We start from the raw sequence: 16,967 nt of genomic DNA, 5'->3' as shown, positions 1-16,967 counted from the left end.
GAGGAATATCATGCCAGTCGATTTCAAATATATCGTCGTCGGCCGCGGGCTGATGGGAGCCGCCGCCGCGCGGCATCTGGCGCGGCAGGCGGATGGCGTCGCGGTGATCGGCCCGGACGAGCCCGATGACCGCAAGGCGCATGAGGGGGTCTTCGCCAGCCATTACGACGAGGGGCGCATCACCCGCACCATCGATCCCGACCGCAACTGGGCGCTGCTCGCCAATCGCTCGATCGGCCGCTACGGCGAGATCGCGCGCGAGAGCGGCATCGATTTCTATCGTGAGGCCGGCTGCGTCGTCGTTGCACCTGATGGAAGCGATTATCTCGAAAGGACCGGGCGGGCCGCCGTTTCGCTCGGCGTCGAGACCAGCCTTCTCGACGACGCCGGATTGAAGGCCGCCTTTCCCTTCTTTGCCTTTCCCGACGCAAGTGCCGGTGTGTTCGAGCCGAGGGGCGCTGGGCATATCAGTCCGCGCAAGTTGGTCAAGGCGCAATCTATGCTTGCGGAAAGGGCAGGCGCCGCGGTCATCCGGGATCATGTGGTCTCGATCCGCGAGGAGGACGGGCTGGCGACCGTCAGGACTGCCGGGGGTCTCACCTATCGCGGTGAAAAGGTGCTGCTGGCGGCGGGCGGATTTTCCATTGCCGAGAATCTGTTGCCGCAGCCGGTTGCCATGACGGTTTATGGCCGGACCGTCACGCTGTTTGAAGTGAGCGAGGCAGATGCCGCCCGCCTTGCGGCGATGCCGTCGCTCATTCTCGACGTGCCCGGCATCCATATCTATCTGCTGCCGCCGATCCGTTATCCCGATGGCAAATTCTACCTGAAGATCGGCGGCGATCCCGCTGATCTGGTTCTGCGCAGCGACGCGGAGATGCGGGCCTGGTTCAGGACCGAGGGGCGCGAGAGCGTGCGCTCGCATCTGCAGCGCATCGTCGCCGGCCTCGTGCCCAATATGACGCCGCTTTCGATTTCGACGGCCGCCTGCGTCGTCTCGTTCACGGAAAGCAGCTATCCGATGATCGGCTATACCTCTTCGCCCGCGATCGCGGTGCTGACGGGCTGCGCCGGCACCTCGGCCAAGAGTTCGGACGAAATCGGCAGGCTGGGCGCGGAGCTGCTTTTGTCAGGCAGAATCAGCGAACAAGGCTACTCCACGGATTTCACACCGCAATTTCGTTAAGCGATATCGCTTATTTCGATGGCAATTGCGATCTCCGTCAGTTATGGGAGCCCTGCCAGTTGGCCGGGCAGCCGCGCTTTACCAATGCCGAAAGGCGGTAAGGTGAGGAAAGTCCGGGCTCCACGGAAACACGGTGCCGGATAACGTCCGGCGAGGGCGACCTCAGGGAAAGTGCCACAGAAAGCAAACCGCCTGTCATGACAGGTAAGGGTGAAAGGGTGGGGTAAGAGCCCACCGCATTTCCGGCAACGGATATGGCACGGTAAACCCCACCGGGAGCAAGACCGAATAGGGATGACGTGGCGGGCCGAAAGGCCCTCCGGCCGGTTTCCAGGCCAGTCATCCGGGTGGGTTGCGTGAGGCAGCGTGCGAGCGCTGTCCCAGAGGAATGGCTGCCACGTTCCGGTTCACGCCGGAGCCATACAGAACCCGGCTTACAGGCCAACTGGCGATTAACTTCCGTGCCGCGGCAAGGCCTGGATTTTCAGCCTAAGCCGCTGAAACAGGCTGTTTTCAAGCTCATATTCATGCATCTCCAGGGTGGATTTTTGTGCGGTGCGACCAATGCGTGCCGTCTGTAAAATGGTGCCGCTAACCCTTTGTTAAACTTAACAGCTTATAAATGTTTGATCATGCGCCCGTTGCAAAGTGGGCGTATCCCATTGACGCCCATATGGTCCCATGCTATCCCAAATGCGCACTGCACAAGGGCAATCATTTGCCCATTCATCGCAAAGCAAAGGCGTCTTCCTCTCCGGAAGCGTCGGGTGGGATTTAGCTCATCCGGCTTGCGAAGCTGTGCCTGATATTGGGACTTTCGGGCGTCTTTTTGTCCGGCTCCCTGCGGGAACGGATGTTTCGAGTCATGAGCCGCTTCCTTTCGAACGCGACCAACAGGATCGATGCCAAGGGCAGGGTTTCCGTGCCTTCGGCATTTCGTTCCGTGCTGGCGCAGCGCAACGTTCAGGAGCTCTACTGTTTCCAGGACTTTGTGTTTCCGGCGATCAGCGTCGGCGGCCCGGATCTTCTCGAAAGATTCGAGCGGCAGATTGCTGCGGAAGATCCGTTTTCGCCGGATGCGAACGCGATGTCGCTTCTGATTCACGGAGGCGGGGTCTTCATGAAGCTCGATGCCGAGGGGCGGCTGATGGTCACGGATTTTATCCGCGACTTCACCGGCATCTCGGACGAAGTGACCTTCGTCGGTCGGGCGGATCATTTTCAGCTGTGGCAGCCGCAGGCATTTCTGGCGGCGCAGACGCAGGCACGAGGGGAGCGCAAGCTGGCGGGCAAGCGTTCCTGAAAGGACGAGGGAACGGAATGGTGGCGAATCCTGGCGGAGGTTCAACTGATGCCGGTGGCGGACCGGTTCGTCACATTCCCGTTCTTCTCGATGAAGTCCTCGCAGCGCTCTCGCCCGCGCCCGGCAAGCTCATTCTCGACGGTACGTTCGGCGCGGGCGGCTACAGCTCGGCCATCCTTGCGGCCGGTGCCGACGTGATCGCGCTCGATCGTGATCCGACAGCGATCGCGGCGGGTCAGGCGATGGTCGCTGCCCATGGCGGCCGCCTCAAGCTCGTTCATTCGCAATTCTCCAATCTTGCCGACCATGCGCCGCAAGGCGGGCTCGATGGTGTCGTGCTCGATATCGGCGTCTCCTCCATGCAGATCGACGAGGCCGAGCGCGGCTTTTCCTTCCAGAAGAACGGCCCGCTCGACATGCGCATGTCGGGGACAGGCGTTTCGGCCGCCGATGTCGTCAACCGGGCCAAGGTCGCCGATCTCATCCGCATCTTTCATTTCCTCGGCGAGGAGAGCCAGTCGCCGCGCATCGCGCATGCGATCGAGAAGCGCCGCGAGGAAAAGCCGTTCGAAACGACACGCGATCTCGCCGGCCTCATCGAGCTCGTCACCCCGCGCAAGATGAAGGACAAGATCCATCCGGCGACACGCGTCTTCCAGGCGCTCCGCATCTTCGTCAATGACGAGCTCGGGGAGCTGGCGCAGGCGCTGTTTGCGTCGGAGCGAGCGCTGAAGCCCGGCGGGCGGCTCGTCGTCGTCACCTTTCATTCGCTCGAAGACCGCATCGTCAAGAAATTCTTCTCCGATCGCGCCGGCAAGGCGTCGGGTTCGCGTCACCTGCCGGTTGCGCATGAGCGGGCAGCGACGTTCACGGCCATCGGCAAGCCGATGGTTTCGGCAAGCGAAGCGGAGGCCGAGGCCAATCCGCGCGCCCGCTCCGCCAAGCTGCGCGCCGGTCTGCGCACGGATGCCGCCGCCGAGGCGGCGGATATGTCGCTCTTCGGGTTTCCCAATCTTGCCACTCTCGGAAAGCTTGGAGGTTGATATGCTGAAAACGTTCGATCTCGTGCTCATCGGCGTCATGACGGCAACGGCCGCCGTCACCTACACGATCAAGCATCGCGCCGAATTGAAGCTCGAGGAAGTTCATCGCCTCGAAGCCGAGATCAAGCTCGAGAAGGATACGATCGACCTTCTCAAGGCCGATTGGGCGCTGCAATCGCAGCCGAATCGGCTGGAGCGGCTGGTCAACGCCTATAATGAGGAATTGCAGTTGCAGCCGACGGAATCGACGGCGCTCGTGCATGCCAAGGAGTTGCCGATGTTGAGGTCGGAGGTTCCCGTGTCGGATACGACGGAGGCCAAGGCTGGCGCCAAGGGCGCGACCGTGGCCAGCGCCAAGGCGCAGCCGGTTCCGACGCCCGCGCCCCGCGGCGCAGCGAAGCCGGGCGGCGCGGCGGCGCAGCACGGCCTCGTGGAGGATAATGAAGCGGACGAGATCGAAACGGGGTCGGTGGAATAATGTCGTTTCTTTCCCGCATCATGGTTCTGAAGAGCCAGGCGCATTTCTCCGCCGGCGTTTATAACCGTTTCGGCGGCCCTTCCGCCGGCCTGGCGATCGAAGGGTCGCGCAAGAAGAAATCCGGACAGGCGAAAAGCCGTGTCGGTCTGCTGATCATGGGTTTCATGGGCGTCTACGCCGTCATCGGCGGCCGCCTCGTCGAATATGCGATGAAGGATCAGGAGGTCGTCTCCAGCATCCTGCCGCCCGACCGGCTGATGGCTTCACGCCCCGATATCCTCGACCGCAACGGCGAGGTGCTGGCGACCGACATCCGCACCGTCTCGCTGTTTGCCGAGCCGAACAAGATCGTTGACGTCGACGAGGCCGTCGAGAAGCTTTCGACCGTCCTGCCTGAGCTCGACGTCAGGGACACCTATAAGAAGCTCTCGGTCAAGACCTCGCATTTCGCCTGGCTGCGCCGGCAGCTGACGCCGAAGCAGCAGAGCCAGATCCTGGCGCTCGGCATTCCCGGCATCGGCTTCCGGCCGGAGAAGCGCCGCTTCTATCCTGGCGGGGCGACCGCCGCGCATATTCTCGGCTACGTCAACATCGACAACCGCGGTGTCGCCGGCATGGAGAAATATATCGACGACCAGGGGCTCGCCGATCTCGCCTCGGTCGGCATGACCAGCGATCAGCCGCTGGAGCCGGTGCGGCTGTCGATCGACCTGCGTGTGCAGAACATCGTCCGCGATGCGGTCATCAACGCCGTCAACAACTTCCAGTCCAAGGGCGCGGGTGCGGCCGTTATCGACGTGCATACGGGGGAGGTGCTCGGCATGGCGTCGGCGCCCGACTTCGATCCGAACGATCCGCAGGAGGGCGCCAAGGAAGGCTGGCTCAACCGGATGACCAACGGCACCTTCGAAATGGGGTCGACCTTCAAAACCTTCTCGCTGGCGATGGCGCTCGACAGCGGCAAGGTGAAGATGTCCGATACGTTCGACGCCAGCAAGCCGATCTATATCGGCGGCTTCACCATCCATGACTTTCACGGGCAGCGCCGCTGGCTGACCGTTCCGGAAATCTTCCAGTATTCCTCGAACATCGGCACGGCGCGCGTCATCGATCTCGTCGGCATCGACGCGCAGAAGGACTATCTGACCAAGCTCGGCCTGTTGACGAAAATGCAGACCGAGCTGCCCGAAGTGAAGATGCCGAGCCAGCCGCGCGTCTGGAAGAAGATCAATTCGATCACGATTTCCTTCGGCCATGGTGTTTCGACGACGGCGCTGCAGACCGGCGTGGCGGCTGCGGCCCTCGTCAACGGCGGCAAGCTGATCGAGCCGACATTCCTGCCGCGCACCCGCGAACAGGCCGATCAGATCGCCGTACAGGTCCTCAAGAAGTCGACCAGCGACGAGGTCCGCTACCTCCTCGATTTCAACGGTTACAAGGGGTCGGGGCGCGTCGCCCGCGTGCCGGGCTTCGGCGTCGGCAGCAAGACGGGTACGGCCGACAAGGTGGTGAACGGGCGTTATTCCTCGACGTTGAACTTCAATTCCTTCATCGCAGCCTTCCCGATCGACAATCCCAGATATGCCGTCATCACCTTCTGCGACGAGCCGAAAACCGGTGAAAAGCAGTATGGCGGAACGATCTCCGCCGGCACCGCCGGCCCGATCGCCCGCGAGATCATTCGCCGCGCGGCGCCCATTCTCGGCATCGAGCCGAAATTTGGGGAGGGCGGATCGGCCTTGCTGGTGTCTTATTGAGCGTGAATGAATATCGGCGCCGATTCGCGAGGGGTGAACCGGCTTCAAGAGAGAAAAGTGCATTCGATGAAATTGCGAGACCTGGCCGGAGATCAGTTTCCGGAACTTGAAGCACAGCTCGAAGGCCCGGCAGGCTTGCTTGATATTTCAGGCCTGTCTTCGGACAGCCGCAAGGTGGAGCCGGGCAATGCCTTCGTCGCGGTCGCCGGCACCAAGGCTGATGGCGCGGGCTTCATCGCCGATGCCGCCGCCCGGGGTGCGGCCGTCGCGATCGCTTCCCAAGCCGTCGAGGCCTCCATTCCCGTGCTTGCGCTCAAGGAGCCGCGCCGCTTCCTTTCCATCGCCGCCTCGCGCCTTTACGGCAGGCAGCCCGAAACCATGGTCGCGGTCACCGGCACGGCGGGCAAGACCTCGGTTGCCTCCTTTGTCAGGCAGATCTGGGCGCATGCCGGCCATGCGGCCGCGATGATCGGCACGACGGGCGTGGTTTCGCCGACACGCAATGAATATGGCTCGCTGACGACGCCCGATCCGGTGTCGTTGCACAAGCTGCTGGCCGAGCTCGCCGACGAGGGCGTCACGCACGCTTCGATGGAGGCTTCCAGCCACGGTCTCGACCAATGCCGGCTCGACGGCGTGAAGCTTGCTGCGGCCGCCTTCACCAATCTCGGCCGCGACCACATGGATTATCATCCCACGGTCGAGGACTATATGGCCGCCAAGATGCGGCTCTTCGATACGCTGCTGCCGAAGGGCTCGCCGGCCATCATTTTTGCCGACGATCCCTGGTCCGCGCAGGCCATCAAGGCTGCGGCCGATGCCGGTCACGACGTCCGCACCGTCGGGCGCAAGGGTGACTATCTCACGCTGAAGCGCGTCGAGCATTTCCGCCACAAGCAGACGGCCGAGATCCATATCGGCGACGAGATCTTCGAGGTGGATATTCCGCTGGCCGGCGATTTCCAGGTCGCCAACGCGCTTGTCGCGGCAGGGCTTGCCATGTCGACCGGCATCGAGCCGAAGGTCGCGATGGCCGCGCTCGAGAAGCTCGTCGGCGCGTCCGGCCGTCTCGAACTGGTCGGCCACACCAAGGACGGTGCGCTCGCCTATGTCGATTACGCCCATAAGCCGGATGCGCTGGAAAACGTGCTGAGCTCGGTCCGACCGTTCACGACGGGCCGCGTTGTTGTCGTCTTCGGCTGCGGCGGCGACCGCGACCGCGGCAAGCGGCCGATCATGGGCGAAATTGCCTGCCGCCTTGCCGATGTCGTCATCGTCACCGACGACAATCCGCGCTCGGAGGAGCCGGCTTCGATCCGGGCCGAGATCATGGCGGCGGCAAGCTGCGCCTCCGAGATCGGCGACCGCGCCGCGGCGATCCGCGAGGCTGTGGGCATGCTGAAATCGGGCGATACGCTGATCGTCGCCGGCAAGGGGCATGAGGAAGGGCAGACGATCGGGAGCGTCACGCTGCCGTTCTCCGATCATGCGGAGGTGCGCAAGGCCTTGGAGGAACTGAAATCTTGAGCTGGCTCTGGACGACCGAAGACATGATCGCAGCGATGGCGGGGCGCCCCTTCGGCGCGCTGCCCGAAGGCATCACCGGCATTTCCATCGACAGCCGCTCGATTACGTCAGGCGAAGCCTTCTTCGCGATCAAGGGCGACCGCGTCGACGGTCATGATTTTGCTTCGATGGCGATGGCGAACGGGGCTTCGCTGCTCGTCGTCAGCGAGGCGAGGCTTCCGGCCATGGGCCGCCTGACGGTGCCGATGATCGTCGTGGAAGACGTGCTTGCCGCCCTCGGCCGCCTGGGACAGGCGTCGCGCGAGCGCTCGCGGGCAAAGATCGTCGCCGTCACCGGTTCGGTCGGCAAGACCACCACCAAGGAAATGCTGCGGCACGTGCTGTCGCCCTCGGGCAAGGTGCACGCCTCCGTCGCCTCCTTCAACAATCATTGGGGCGTGCCGCTGACGCTGGCACGCATGCCGGATGATGCCGATTACGGCGTCTTCGAAGTCGGCATGAACCATCCGGGCGAGATCCGGCCGCTGGTGGCGATGATCCGCCCCGATGTCGCCGTCATCACGACGATCGCGCCGGCCCATCTCGGCAATTTCAAGAGCATCAAGGAGATCGCGGCCGCCAAGGCCGAGATCTTCGAGGGGCTTGAGCCCGGCGGCCATGTCGTGCTCAACCGCGACAACGACCAGTTCAATTTCCTCGAGCGGACGGCGCAATCGCTCGGCATCGAGCATATCCATTCCTTCGGCCAGCATGCGAAAGCCGAATACCGGCTCGCGGAATTCAACGGCTCGGACGAGAATTCGACGCTGTGGCTGACGATCGGCGGCGAGACGCTGGAGGTGGCGCTCGGCGCGCCGGGCCGCCACATCGCCGAGAATGCGCTGGCGGCGCTCGGCGTCGTCAGGATCGTCGGCGCCGACATGGAGAAGGCGATCGAGGCGCTTGCGACGCTGAAGCCGGAAAAGGGCAGGGGCAAGCGCCACCGGCTTTCTATCGGCAGCGGCAGCGGCAGCTTCACGCTGATCGACGAGAGCTACAATGCCAATCCGGCCTCGATGCGCGCGGCGATCGCGCTGCTGGCGGCCGCCGAGCCGACCGGCCGCGGACGCCGTATCGCCGTGCTCGGCGACATGCTCGAGATGGGCGAATATGCCGAGAAGGTTCACTCCGATCTTGCCGGCCCGCTTCTTGCCGCCGGCATCGAACATGTCTGGCTTGCGGGCCCGGATATGGCCGCGCTCAGGGAATCACTGCCGGAAAGCGTCCATGTCGAATACCGCGAGAAGACCGGCGAATTGACGGACTATGTATTGAACTCGGTCGTCCCGGGCGACGTGTTGATGGTGAAATCGTCTCTGGGCATCGGTTTCGGCAAGATCGTCGCCGCGCTTCTTGACAAGTTCCCGGCATTTGCCGACACGCAACGCGAACTTTGACCGGGTAACAAGGGGCCCTGAATGCTGATCTGGCTTGTCGAACTGTCGGAATATTTCAAATTTCTGAACCTGTTCAGATATATTACCTTCCGCACGGGCGCCGCTCTCTTTACCTCCGCATTGATCGTGTTCCTGTTCGGGCCGACGATCATCAATTCGCTGCGCATCCGCCAGGGCAAGGGCCAGCCGATCCGCGCCGACGGGCCGCAGACGCATTTCAAGAAGGCCGGCACGCCGACCATGGGCGGGCTGATGATCCTTGCCGGCATCGTCGGGGCGTCGCTGCTCTGGGCCGATCTTTCCAACGTCTATGTCGTCGCCACGCTGCTGGTGACGCTGGGCTTCGGCGCGATCGGCTTCTATGACGATTATCTCAAAGTGACCAAGCAGAGCCACAAGGGCTTCTCCGGCAAGGCGCGCCTCGGCATCGAGTTCATCATAGCCGGCATCGCCGTCTATTTCATGATGCGCACCGCCCTTGCCTCGGGGACGGCCGGCTCGACCTTCGGTTCCTCGATCGCCTTTCCCTTCTTCAAGGACTTCCTGATCAATCTCGGCATCATGTTCGTCGTCTTCGGCGGCTTCGTCATTGTCGGCGCCGGCAATGCCGTCAACCTGACGGACGGGCTCGACGGGCTTGCCATCGTGCCTGTGATGATCGCCGCCGCTTCCTTCGGCGTGATCGCCTATCTCGCCGGCAACGTGGTGTTTGCGAACTACCTGCAGATCAATTTCGTGCCCGGTACCGGCGAGCTTGCCGTCGTGCTCGGCGCCGTCATCGGCGCCGGCCTCGGCTTCCTCTGGTTCAATGCGCCGCCGGCCGCCATCTTCATGGGCGATACCGGGTCGCTGGCGCTCGGCGGCACGATCGGCACCGTCGCCGTCGCCACCAAGCACGAGATCGTCATGGCAATCATCGGCGGTCTGTTCGTCATGGAGACGCTCTCGGTCATCATCCAGGTCGGCTTCTTCAAAATGACCGGCCGGCGCGTCTTCCTGATGGCGCCGATCCATCATCACTTCGAAAAGAAGGGCTGGACCGAGAGCCAGGTGGTCATCCGTTTCTGGATCATTGCGGTCGGTCTTGCCATGCTCGGCCTCTCGACGCTGAAGCTGCGGTGAGGCGGCGATGATCCCGGTCACGACGCTCAAGGACAAGAAGGTCGCGCTCTTCGGGCTCGGCGGCTCCGGTTTTGCCACCGCCCGCGCGCTGATTGCGGGCGGCGCCGATGTGACCGCCTGGGACGACAATCCCGACAGCGTCGCCAAGGCTTCGGCTGATGGTATCCGGACGGAAGACCTGCACAGCATCGACTGGAGCCAGCAGGCGCTGTTCGTGTTGTCGCCCGGCGTGCCGCTCACCCATCCGAAACCGCACTGGACCGTCGATCTCGCGCGTGCGGCGGGCGTCGACATCGTCGGCGACGTCGAACTCTTCGTGCGCGAGCGCCGCGCCCATGCGCCGGACTGCCCCTTCATCGCCATCACCGGCACCAACGGCAAGTCGACGACGACGGCGCTGATCGCCCATATCCTGAAATCGGCGGGCTACGACACGCAGCTCGGCGGCAATATCGGCACGGCCGTGCTGACGCTCGATCCGCCGAAAGCGGGGCGTTATTTCGTCGTCGAATGCTCGTCCTACCAGATCGATCTGGCGCCGACGCTGAACCCTTCGGCCGGCATCCTGCTCAACCTGACGCCCGATCATCTCGACCGTCACGGCACCATGCAGCATTATGCCGACGTCAAGGAGCGGCTGGTCGCCGGCAGCGATACCGCGATCGTCGGCATCGACGACAGCCATTCGGCGCTGATCGCCGACCGCGTCGAGCGGGCAGGCGTCAAGGTGGTGCGCATTTCGCGCCGCAACGTGGTGGCATCAGGCATTTATGCCGAGGGCACCAGGCTCGTTCAGGCCGCCGGTGGGGCCATGCTGCCCTTTGCCGATCTGGACGGCATTCAGACGCTGCGCGGCAGCCACAATGCGCAGAACGCGGCGGCAGCGGTCGCCGCCTGCCTTGCGGTCGGGGTTTCCGCCGACGACATTCGTTCGGGCCTTGCCTCCTTTCCCGGCCTCAAGCACCGCATGCAGCCTGTGGGCAAACGAGGCCGCGTCGTCTTCGTCAATGATTCCAAGGCGACGAACGCCGATGCGGCAGCGCCTGCGCTTTCGAGCTATGATCGCATCTACTGGATTGCCGGCGGCCTGCCGAAATCAGGCGGCATCACGACGCTCGCGCCCTATTTCCCGCGCATCGCCAAGGCCTATCTGATCGGCGAGGCGGCGGCGGAATTCGCAGCCACCCTCGGCGAGGCCGTGCCTTACGAGATCTCCGGCACGCTGGAGCGGGCGGTCGCGCATGCGGCAGCCGATGCGGAGCGCGACGAGAGCGGCTCTTCGGCGGTGATGTTATCCCCGGCTTGCGCAAGCTTCGACCAGTATAAGAACTTCGAAGTCAGGGGCGATGCCTTCGTCGGCCACGTGGCGGCGCTTGACGGAATGACGATGCTGATCGGTCCTGTAGCAGGAGAGAAATGACATGGTAAGCCGCGCGGAACGTGGGCCTCTGGCCGATTGGTTCTGGACCATCGACCGCTTCTTCCTGGCGATGTTCATCTTCCTGATGGGCATCGGCTTCATGCTGTCGTTTGCGGCGTCTCCCGCTGTTGCCGAGCGCATCGGGCTCGAACCTTTCCACTTCGTCAAGCGCCATGCGGCCTTCATGATCCCCTCGATCGGCGTGATGCTGGGGCTGTCATTCCTGACGCCGCGCCAGGTGCGGCGCACCGCAATCCTGCTCCTCATCATCTCGCTGGCGATGATGGTGCTGGTTCTCTTCGTCGGGCAGGAGGTCAAGGGCGGCAGGCGCTGGATCTGGATCGCCGGCCTTTCCATTCAGCCGTCGGAATTCATGAAGCCGGCCTTCGTCGTCGTCTGCGCCTGGCTGTTTGCCGAGCATGCGCGCCAGCCTGAGATCCCCGGCAATCTGTTCGCCATCATCCTCTTCGGCATCGTTGCGGCCCTTCTCGTCGCGCAGCCCGACCTCGGCCAGACCATCCTGACGACGGCCGTCTGGGGCGGCATGTTCTTCATGGCCGGCATGCCGTGGATCTGGATCATGCTGCTCGGCATCGGCGGGGCCGGCGGCCTGCTCAGCGCTTATTACGTCTTCCCGCACGTTGCGCTCAGAATAGACAAGTTCATGACCGGCGAGGGCGACACGTTCCAGATTGACACGGCGCGCGAGGCGATCATCCGCGGCAGCTGGTTCGGCCAGGGACCGGGTGAAGGCATCGTCAAGCGCATCATTCCGGATGCCCATACCGACTTCATCTTCTCGGTCGCGGCCGAGGAGTTCGGCATCGTCTTCTGCATGGCGCTCGTCGCGCTGTTTACCGTGCTGGTGCTGCGCGGCCTGTCGCATGCCTATCGCGAGCGGAACGATTTCAACCGCTTCGCCGTCGCCGGCCTGGTGCTGCAGATGGGCATCCAGTCGATCATCAATATCGGCGTCAATCTGGAGCTGCTGCCGGCAAAGGGCATGACGCTGCCGCTGATTTCCTACGGCGGCTCGTCCATGGTGGCGATCTGCGTCACCGCCGGCTTCATCCTGGCGCTGACGCGCCATCGTCCGGAAAAACGTGCGCAGGACCGGAGCCTCTTCCGCGTTCCGCACGGCATGCCGGCGGAGTAAGAGACTATGAGCAAAGGCATCGTTCTGCTTGCCGCCGGGGGGACCGGCGGCCATGTGTTCCCGGCGGAGGCGCTGGCCTTCAAGCTGAAGGAGCGCGGCTATTCGGTGCATCTGGTGACCGACAGCCGGGCCGAGCGTTATGCCGGCAAGTTCCCGGCCGAGGAGATCCATGTCGTGCCGTCGGCGACGATCGGCTCGAAGAACCCGGTTGCCGTCGCCCGTTCGCTATGGACCCTCTGGAGCGGCATGCGGGCGGCAAAGAGGCTGATCCAGCGGCTGAAGCCCGTCGTCGTCGTCGGTTTCGGCGGTTATCCCACCGTGCCGCCGCTGCTGGCCGCCACCCGGCTCGGCGTGCCCGCGATGATCCATGAGCAGAATGCCGTGATGGGCCGCGCCAACAAGGCGCTCGCAACCCGCGTGCAGGGCATTGCCGGCGGCTTCCTGCCGGAGGGCGGCGCTGCCTTTCCCGACAAGACGGTGACGACGGGCAATCCCGTTCGCCCGGCGATCATTGCCGCGGCCGAAGTGCCCTATACGCCGTCGCAGCCAGGCGAGGCCTTCAATCTCGTCGTCTTCGGCGGCAGCCAGGGCGCGCAATATTTCTCCAAGGCGCTGCCGACGGCGATCAGCCTGCTCGACGACGCGCTTCGAGCGCGCCTGCGCATCACCCAGCAGGTGCGCCCGGAAGATATGGAGATGGTCAGCGGCTGCGTCGCCAGGCTGGAGATGGGAGCCGATATTGCGCCCTTCTTCACCGACATGGCGGAGCGGCTGGCGAAAGCGCATCTGGTGATCTGCCGCTCGGGCGCGTCCACGGTTTCGGAAATCTCCGTGATCGGGCGCCCGGCCGTGCTGGTGCCTTATCCGCATGCGCTCGACCACGATCAGGCGGCCAATGCCGCGGCGCTCGCCGCGACCGGCGGGGCGAAGGTGATCGCGCAGTCGGAGCTTTCGCCCGAACGCATCGCCTCCATTCTGGGCCATGTGATGAACGACCCGGAAAAGCTCGCCGGCATGGCGGCTGCGGCGAAACTCGCCGGAAAACCTGATGCGGCGAACTTGCTTGCCGACATGGTTGAGGCTATTGCCGCCGGACGGACAATAGCGGAATTCAAGAGGACACGCGCATGAAACTGCCGAAGGCGATCGGTCTCGTCCATTTCATCGGCATCGGCGGTATCGGCATGAGCGGTATCGCTGAGGTGCTGCACAATCTCGGCCATAAGGTGCAGGGATCGGACCAGTCCGACAGCGCCAACGTCCAGCGCCTGCGCGACAAGGGCATTGAGGTCTCCGTCGGCCATCGGGCCGAGAACCTGGGTGACGCCGAAGTCGTCGTCGTTTCCACCGCGATCAAGAAGAGCAATCCGGAACTCATCGCCGCGCGCGAAAAGCTGCTGCCGGTGGTGCGCCGCGCCGAAATGCTCGCCGAGCTGATGCGTTTCCGCAATGCGATCGCCATCGGCGGCACGCATGGCAAGACGACGACGACCTCGCTGGTCGCGACCCTGCTCGAAGCCGGCGGCCTCGATCCGACCGTCATCAATGGCGGCATCATCAATGCCTACGGCACCAATGCCCGCATGGGCGAGGGCGAGTGGATGGTTGTCGAGGCCGACGAATCGGACGGCACCTTCCTGAAACTTCCGGCCGATGTCGCCGTCATCACCAATATCGACCCCGAGCATCTCGACCATTACGGCAATTTCGACGCCGTGCGCGCCGCCTTCCGGCAGTTCGTCGAGAATGTGCCGTTCTACGGCTTCGGCGTCATGTGCCTCGATCATCCCGAGGTGCAGGCGCTGGTCGGCCGCATCGAGGACCGCAAGATCATTACCTATGGCGAGAACCCGCAGGCCGACGTGCGCTTCAAGAATGTGCGCATCGACGGCACGCGCTCGATCTTCGACGTCGAAATCCGCCGCCGCCGCACCGGCCAGGTGATCGAGCTCAAGGGGCTGGTCATGCCGATGCCCGGGCGCCACAATATTTCGAATGCGACGGCGGCGATTGCGGTTGCCAACCGGCTCGGCATATCGAATGCCGATATCGCCAAGGGGCTTGCTTCCTTCGGCGGCGTCAAGCGCCGCTTCACGCTGACCGGCGAATGGAACGGCGTGCAGATCTTCGACGATTACGGCCACCACCCCGTCGAGATCAAGGCGGTGCTGAGGGCTGCGCGCGAAGCCTGCAAGGGCCGCATCATCGCGGTCCACCAGCCGCATCGCTACAGCCGCCTGGCGAGCCTGTTCGAGGAATTCGCCGCCTGCTTCAACGATGCCGACAGTATTTTCCTGGCGCCGGTCTATGCCGCGGGCGAAGATCCGATCGAAGGCATGGATTCCCAGTCGCTCGTCTCGCGCATCAAATCCGGCGGTCATCGCGATGCGCGCTTCCTCGCTTCGGCGGAACTTCTGCCGCAGATGGTTGCGGAGGTTGCAAAGCCTGGCGATTTCGTGGTTCTGTTGGGGGCTGGGAGCATCACATCCTGGGCAGCGGCGCTGCCCAAGCAACTGGAAGGCCTATCGGGAAAGTCCGCATGAAACAGGTGAATGGGGAAAAGCTTCTCGCGTCTCTCGGAGACGGTATAAAGGATATCCGCGGCCGCATCACGCCGGATGCCCCCATGGACCGCGTCACCTGGTTCCGGGCCGGCGGCCTTGCCGAGCTGATGTTCCAGCCGCATGACGTCGACGATCTCATCGCCTTCCTGAAGATCCTGCCGGAAGAAGTGCCGCTGACGGTGGTCGGCGTCGGCTCGAACATCCTGGTGCGCGACGGCGGCATTCCGGGCGTCGTGCTGCGCCTCTCGGCCAAGGGCTTCGGCTTCGTCGAGCTTGCCGGCGAAAACCGCATTCTCGCCGGCGCCATCTGCCCGGACAAGCATGTGGCGGCGATGGCGATGGACCACGGCATCGGCGGCTTCCATTTCTATTACGGCATCCCGGGCGGTATCGGCGGCGCGGCGCGCATGAATGCCGGAGCCAACGGCGTGGAGACGCGCGAGCGGGTGATCGAGGTGAACGCGGTCGATCGCAAGGGCAACAAGCATGTGCTCTCCAATGCCGAGATGGGTTATTCCTACCGGCATTCCGCAGCACCCGCCGACCTGATCTTCACCTCCGTGCTGTTCGAAGGCTATCCCGAGGATCGCGCCCAGATCCGCGCCGAAATGGATGCGGTGCGCAATCATCGCGAGACGGTGCAGCCGATTCGCGAAAAGACCGGCGGCTCGACCTTCAAGAACCCGGAGGGTCATTCGGCCTGGAAGCTGATCGACGAGTCAGACTGCCGAGGCCTGGTGATCGGCGGCGCGCAGATGTCGTCGCTTCACTGCAACTTCATGATCAACATGGGGCAGGCGACCGGCTACGATCTCGAATATCTCGGCGAGCAGGTGCGCCGCGAGGTCTTCGAGAAACAGGGCATCAAGCTCGAATGGGAAATCAAGCGCCTCGGCGTCTTCATGCCCGGCCGCGAAGTGCGCCCATTCCAGGGCGTGACGAGCGAATAGTAGCTATTTCACCGCCAGTTTCAGGCCTTCGCGCGGGGTGACGACGGGCGACCAGCCGAGAAGCTCGCGCGCCCGGGATATGTCGACCTGCAGCGAGCCGCAAAGGCGCTGGTAGACGGCTTCCTTCCCAACCGCCTTCGCCGCCATGTGCAGCAGCGCGGGCGGGAAGGGGACCAGCATCGGCTTGACGCCGAGCCCTGCGGCAACTCCCCTGATGAGCTCCGGTGTCGAGAGATCCTCGCCGTCCCCGGCAAGGAAAGTCTCGCCCGCGGCGGCGGGATGGCGCATGCAGGTGATGATCAGATCGACGAGATTTTGCACCGCGACCAATGTGCGGCGGTTCGTCAGCGAAGCGAAGGGGAGCGGCAGTTTCCTGCGGACGAGACTGACGAGCAGGGCGAAGTTGCCGCGTGCGCCGGGGCCATAGACCAGCGGCGGGCGGATGACGACGACTTCCATGCCGGTGCGCGCCGCGATTTCGCGCAGGCCGATTTCGCATTCCAGCTTCGAAATGCCATAGGGATCGATCGGCTTCGGCGTGTCGTCGTGGCGGAACGGCCGGTCGTTCTCTTCCCCGTTGACCTTGATGGTGCTGACGAAGACGAATCTCTTCACGCCTGATCGGGCGGCCTGTTCGGCGAGATTGAGCGTGGCGGCGGTGTTGGTTCGGCGGAATTCCGCAAGCGGATCGGCTGCGCGGTCGTTCATGATGTGAACGCGGGCGGCGAGGTGGACGATGACGTCGACGCCTTCGAGCGCCGTGGCCCAGTCGGTCCCCTCGGTTATATCAATCGGAAGATGCCTGACATCAGGCGGGAAGGCAGAGGTCCGGGATCTCGTAGTCACCACGAGATCGCAAATCTTCTCTGCCTGCAGCCGTTCGACAAGCGGGCTACCGACGAAGCCGGCGGCGCCGGTGACGAGGCAACGCATGATCTTCTCCTTGCTCACCCATGGGCCTTCGCTAACCGGAAGCGATATCGGCATCAATAGAAAAGCGGCGACGGCCGAGTGATGCGGCTCCC

14 protein-coding genes and 1 other RNA gene are annotated in these 16,967 nt (G+C 63.7%); 14 read left to right on the top strand and 1 reads right to left on the bottom strand.

Annotation, left to right across the window (positions count from 1 at the left end; genetic code table 11):
- The first annotated feature begins 10 nt into the window (after nucleotides 1-10).
- The 14 genes from QD408_RS09920 to murB all read left to right on the top strand — a co-directional run bounded on the left by QD408_RS09920 (nucleotide 11) and on the right by murB (nucleotide 15,942).
- Nucleotides 11-1,186 (top strand): NAD(P)/FAD-dependent oxidoreductase, encoded by a 1,176-nt coding sequence (locus tag QD408_RS09920; RefSeq protein ID WP_414139182.1) that lies wholly within the window; start codon nucleotides 11-13, stop codon nucleotides 1,184-1,186.
- Between the two features lie 55 nt (nucleotides 1,187-1,241).
- Nucleotides 1,242-1,639, top strand: an RNA gene (rnpB, locus tag QD408_RS09915) — RNase P RNA component class A.
- A 412-nt stretch (nucleotides 1,640-2,051) separates the two neighbouring features.
- Complete coding sequence (mraZ, locus tag QD408_RS09910) at nucleotides 2,052-2,489, top strand: division/cell wall cluster transcriptional repressor MraZ (RefSeq protein ID WP_245313492.1); 438 nt, start codon at nucleotides 2,052-2,054, stop codon at nucleotides 2,487-2,489.
- Between the two features lie 17 nt (nucleotides 2,490-2,506).
- Entirely contained in the window at nucleotides 2,507-3,532 is a 1,026-nt protein-coding gene (rsmH, locus tag QD408_RS09905; RefSeq protein WP_088681330.1) for a 16S rRNA (cytosine(1402)-N(4))-methyltransferase RsmH, read from the top strand.
- 1 nt (nucleotide 3,533) lies between these two features.
- Nucleotides 3,534-4,010 (top strand): hypothetical protein, encoded by a 477-nt coding sequence (locus tag QD408_RS09900; protein WP_414139181.1) that lies wholly within the window; start codon nucleotides 3,534-3,536, stop codon nucleotides 4,008-4,010.
- Nucleotides 4,010-5,767: a peptidoglycan D,D-transpeptidase FtsI family protein gene (locus tag QD408_RS09895; protein WP_088681332.1), complete on the top strand. Its 1,758-nt coding sequence runs from the start codon at nucleotides 4,010-4,012 to the stop codon at nucleotides 5,765-5,767. Before QD408_RS09900 ends, QD408_RS09895 begins: the two co-directional genes overlap by 1 nt.
- A gap of 6 nt (nucleotides 5,768-5,773) precedes the next feature.
- Nucleotides 5,774-7,294 (top strand): UDP-N-acetylmuramoyl-L-alanyl-D-glutamate--2,6-diaminopimelate ligase, encoded by a 1,521-nt coding sequence (locus QD408_RS09890; RefSeq protein ID WP_414139180.1) that lies wholly within the window; start codon nucleotides 5,774-5,776, stop codon nucleotides 7,292-7,294.
- On the top strand, nucleotides 7,291-8,730 hold the full coding sequence (locus QD408_RS09885) for a UDP-N-acetylmuramoylalanyl-D-glutamyl-2,6-diaminopimelate--D-alanyl-D-alanine ligase (RefSeq protein ID WP_414139179.1): 1,440 nt from the start codon (nucleotides 7,291-7,293) through the stop codon (nucleotides 8,728-8,730). The genes QD408_RS09890 and QD408_RS09885 overlap by 4 nt, the downstream gene beginning before the upstream one ends.
- 21 nt (nucleotides 8,731-8,751) lie before the next feature.
- Complete coding sequence (gene mraY, locus QD408_RS09880; RefSeq protein ID WP_088681335.1) at nucleotides 8,752-9,852, top strand: phospho-N-acetylmuramoyl-pentapeptide-transferase; 1,101 nt, start codon at nucleotides 8,752-8,754, stop codon at nucleotides 9,850-9,852.
- Nucleotides 9,853-9,859: 7 nt separating this feature from the next.
- Nucleotides 9,860-11,272: a UDP-N-acetylmuramoyl-L-alanine--D-glutamate ligase gene (gene murD, locus QD408_RS09875; protein ID WP_414139178.1), complete on the top strand. Its 1,413-nt coding sequence runs from the start codon at nucleotides 9,860-9,862 to the stop codon at nucleotides 11,270-11,272.
- 1 nt (nucleotide 11,273) lies between these two features.
- A complete protein-coding gene (gene ftsW, locus QD408_RS09870; protein WP_088681337.1) occupies nucleotides 11,274-12,428 on the top strand; it encodes a putative lipid II flippase FtsW in 1,155 nt (384 codons plus the stop codon).
- Nucleotides 12,429-12,434: 6 nt separating this feature from the next.
- Entirely contained in the window at nucleotides 12,435-13,559 is a 1,125-nt protein-coding gene (gene murG, locus QD408_RS09865) for an undecaprenyldiphospho-muramoylpentapeptide beta-N-acetylglucosaminyltransferase (protein WP_414139177.1), read from the top strand.
- The gene (gene murC, locus QD408_RS09860; RefSeq protein WP_414139176.1) at nucleotides 13,556-14,971 is read left to right on the top strand and encodes a UDP-N-acetylmuramate--L-alanine ligase; all 1,416 of its coding nucleotides are present in this window, start codon (nucleotides 13,556-13,558) and stop codon (nucleotides 14,969-14,971) included. Before murG ends, murC begins: the two co-directional genes overlap by 4 nt.
- Nucleotides 14,968-15,942: a UDP-N-acetylmuramate dehydrogenase gene (murB, locus tag QD408_RS09855; RefSeq protein WP_414139175.1), complete on the top strand. Its 975-nt coding sequence runs from the start codon at nucleotides 14,968-14,970 to the stop codon at nucleotides 15,940-15,942. Before murC ends, murB begins: the two co-directional genes overlap by 4 nt.
- Nucleotides 15,943-15,945: 3 nt before the next feature.
- Here murB and QD408_RS09850 read toward each other — a convergent pair whose 3' ends face one another.
- Nucleotides 15,946-16,875: a UDP-glucose 4-epimerase family protein gene (locus tag QD408_RS09850; protein WP_414139174.1), complete on the bottom strand. Its 930-nt coding sequence runs from the start codon at nucleotides 16,873-16,875 to the stop codon at nucleotides 15,946-15,948.
- Nucleotides 16,876-16,967: the final 92 nt, after the last annotated feature.

It is taken from the genome of Rhizobium sp. BR 249 (assembly GCF_047445895.1).
In the GTDB taxonomy this organism is placed as follows: domain Bacteria; phylum Pseudomonadota; class Alphaproteobacteria; order Rhizobiales; family Rhizobiaceae; genus Rhizobium.
The sequence above is the reverse complement of the archived record's forward strand: the minus strand, read 5'-3'. Positions and strand labels throughout refer to the sequence as shown.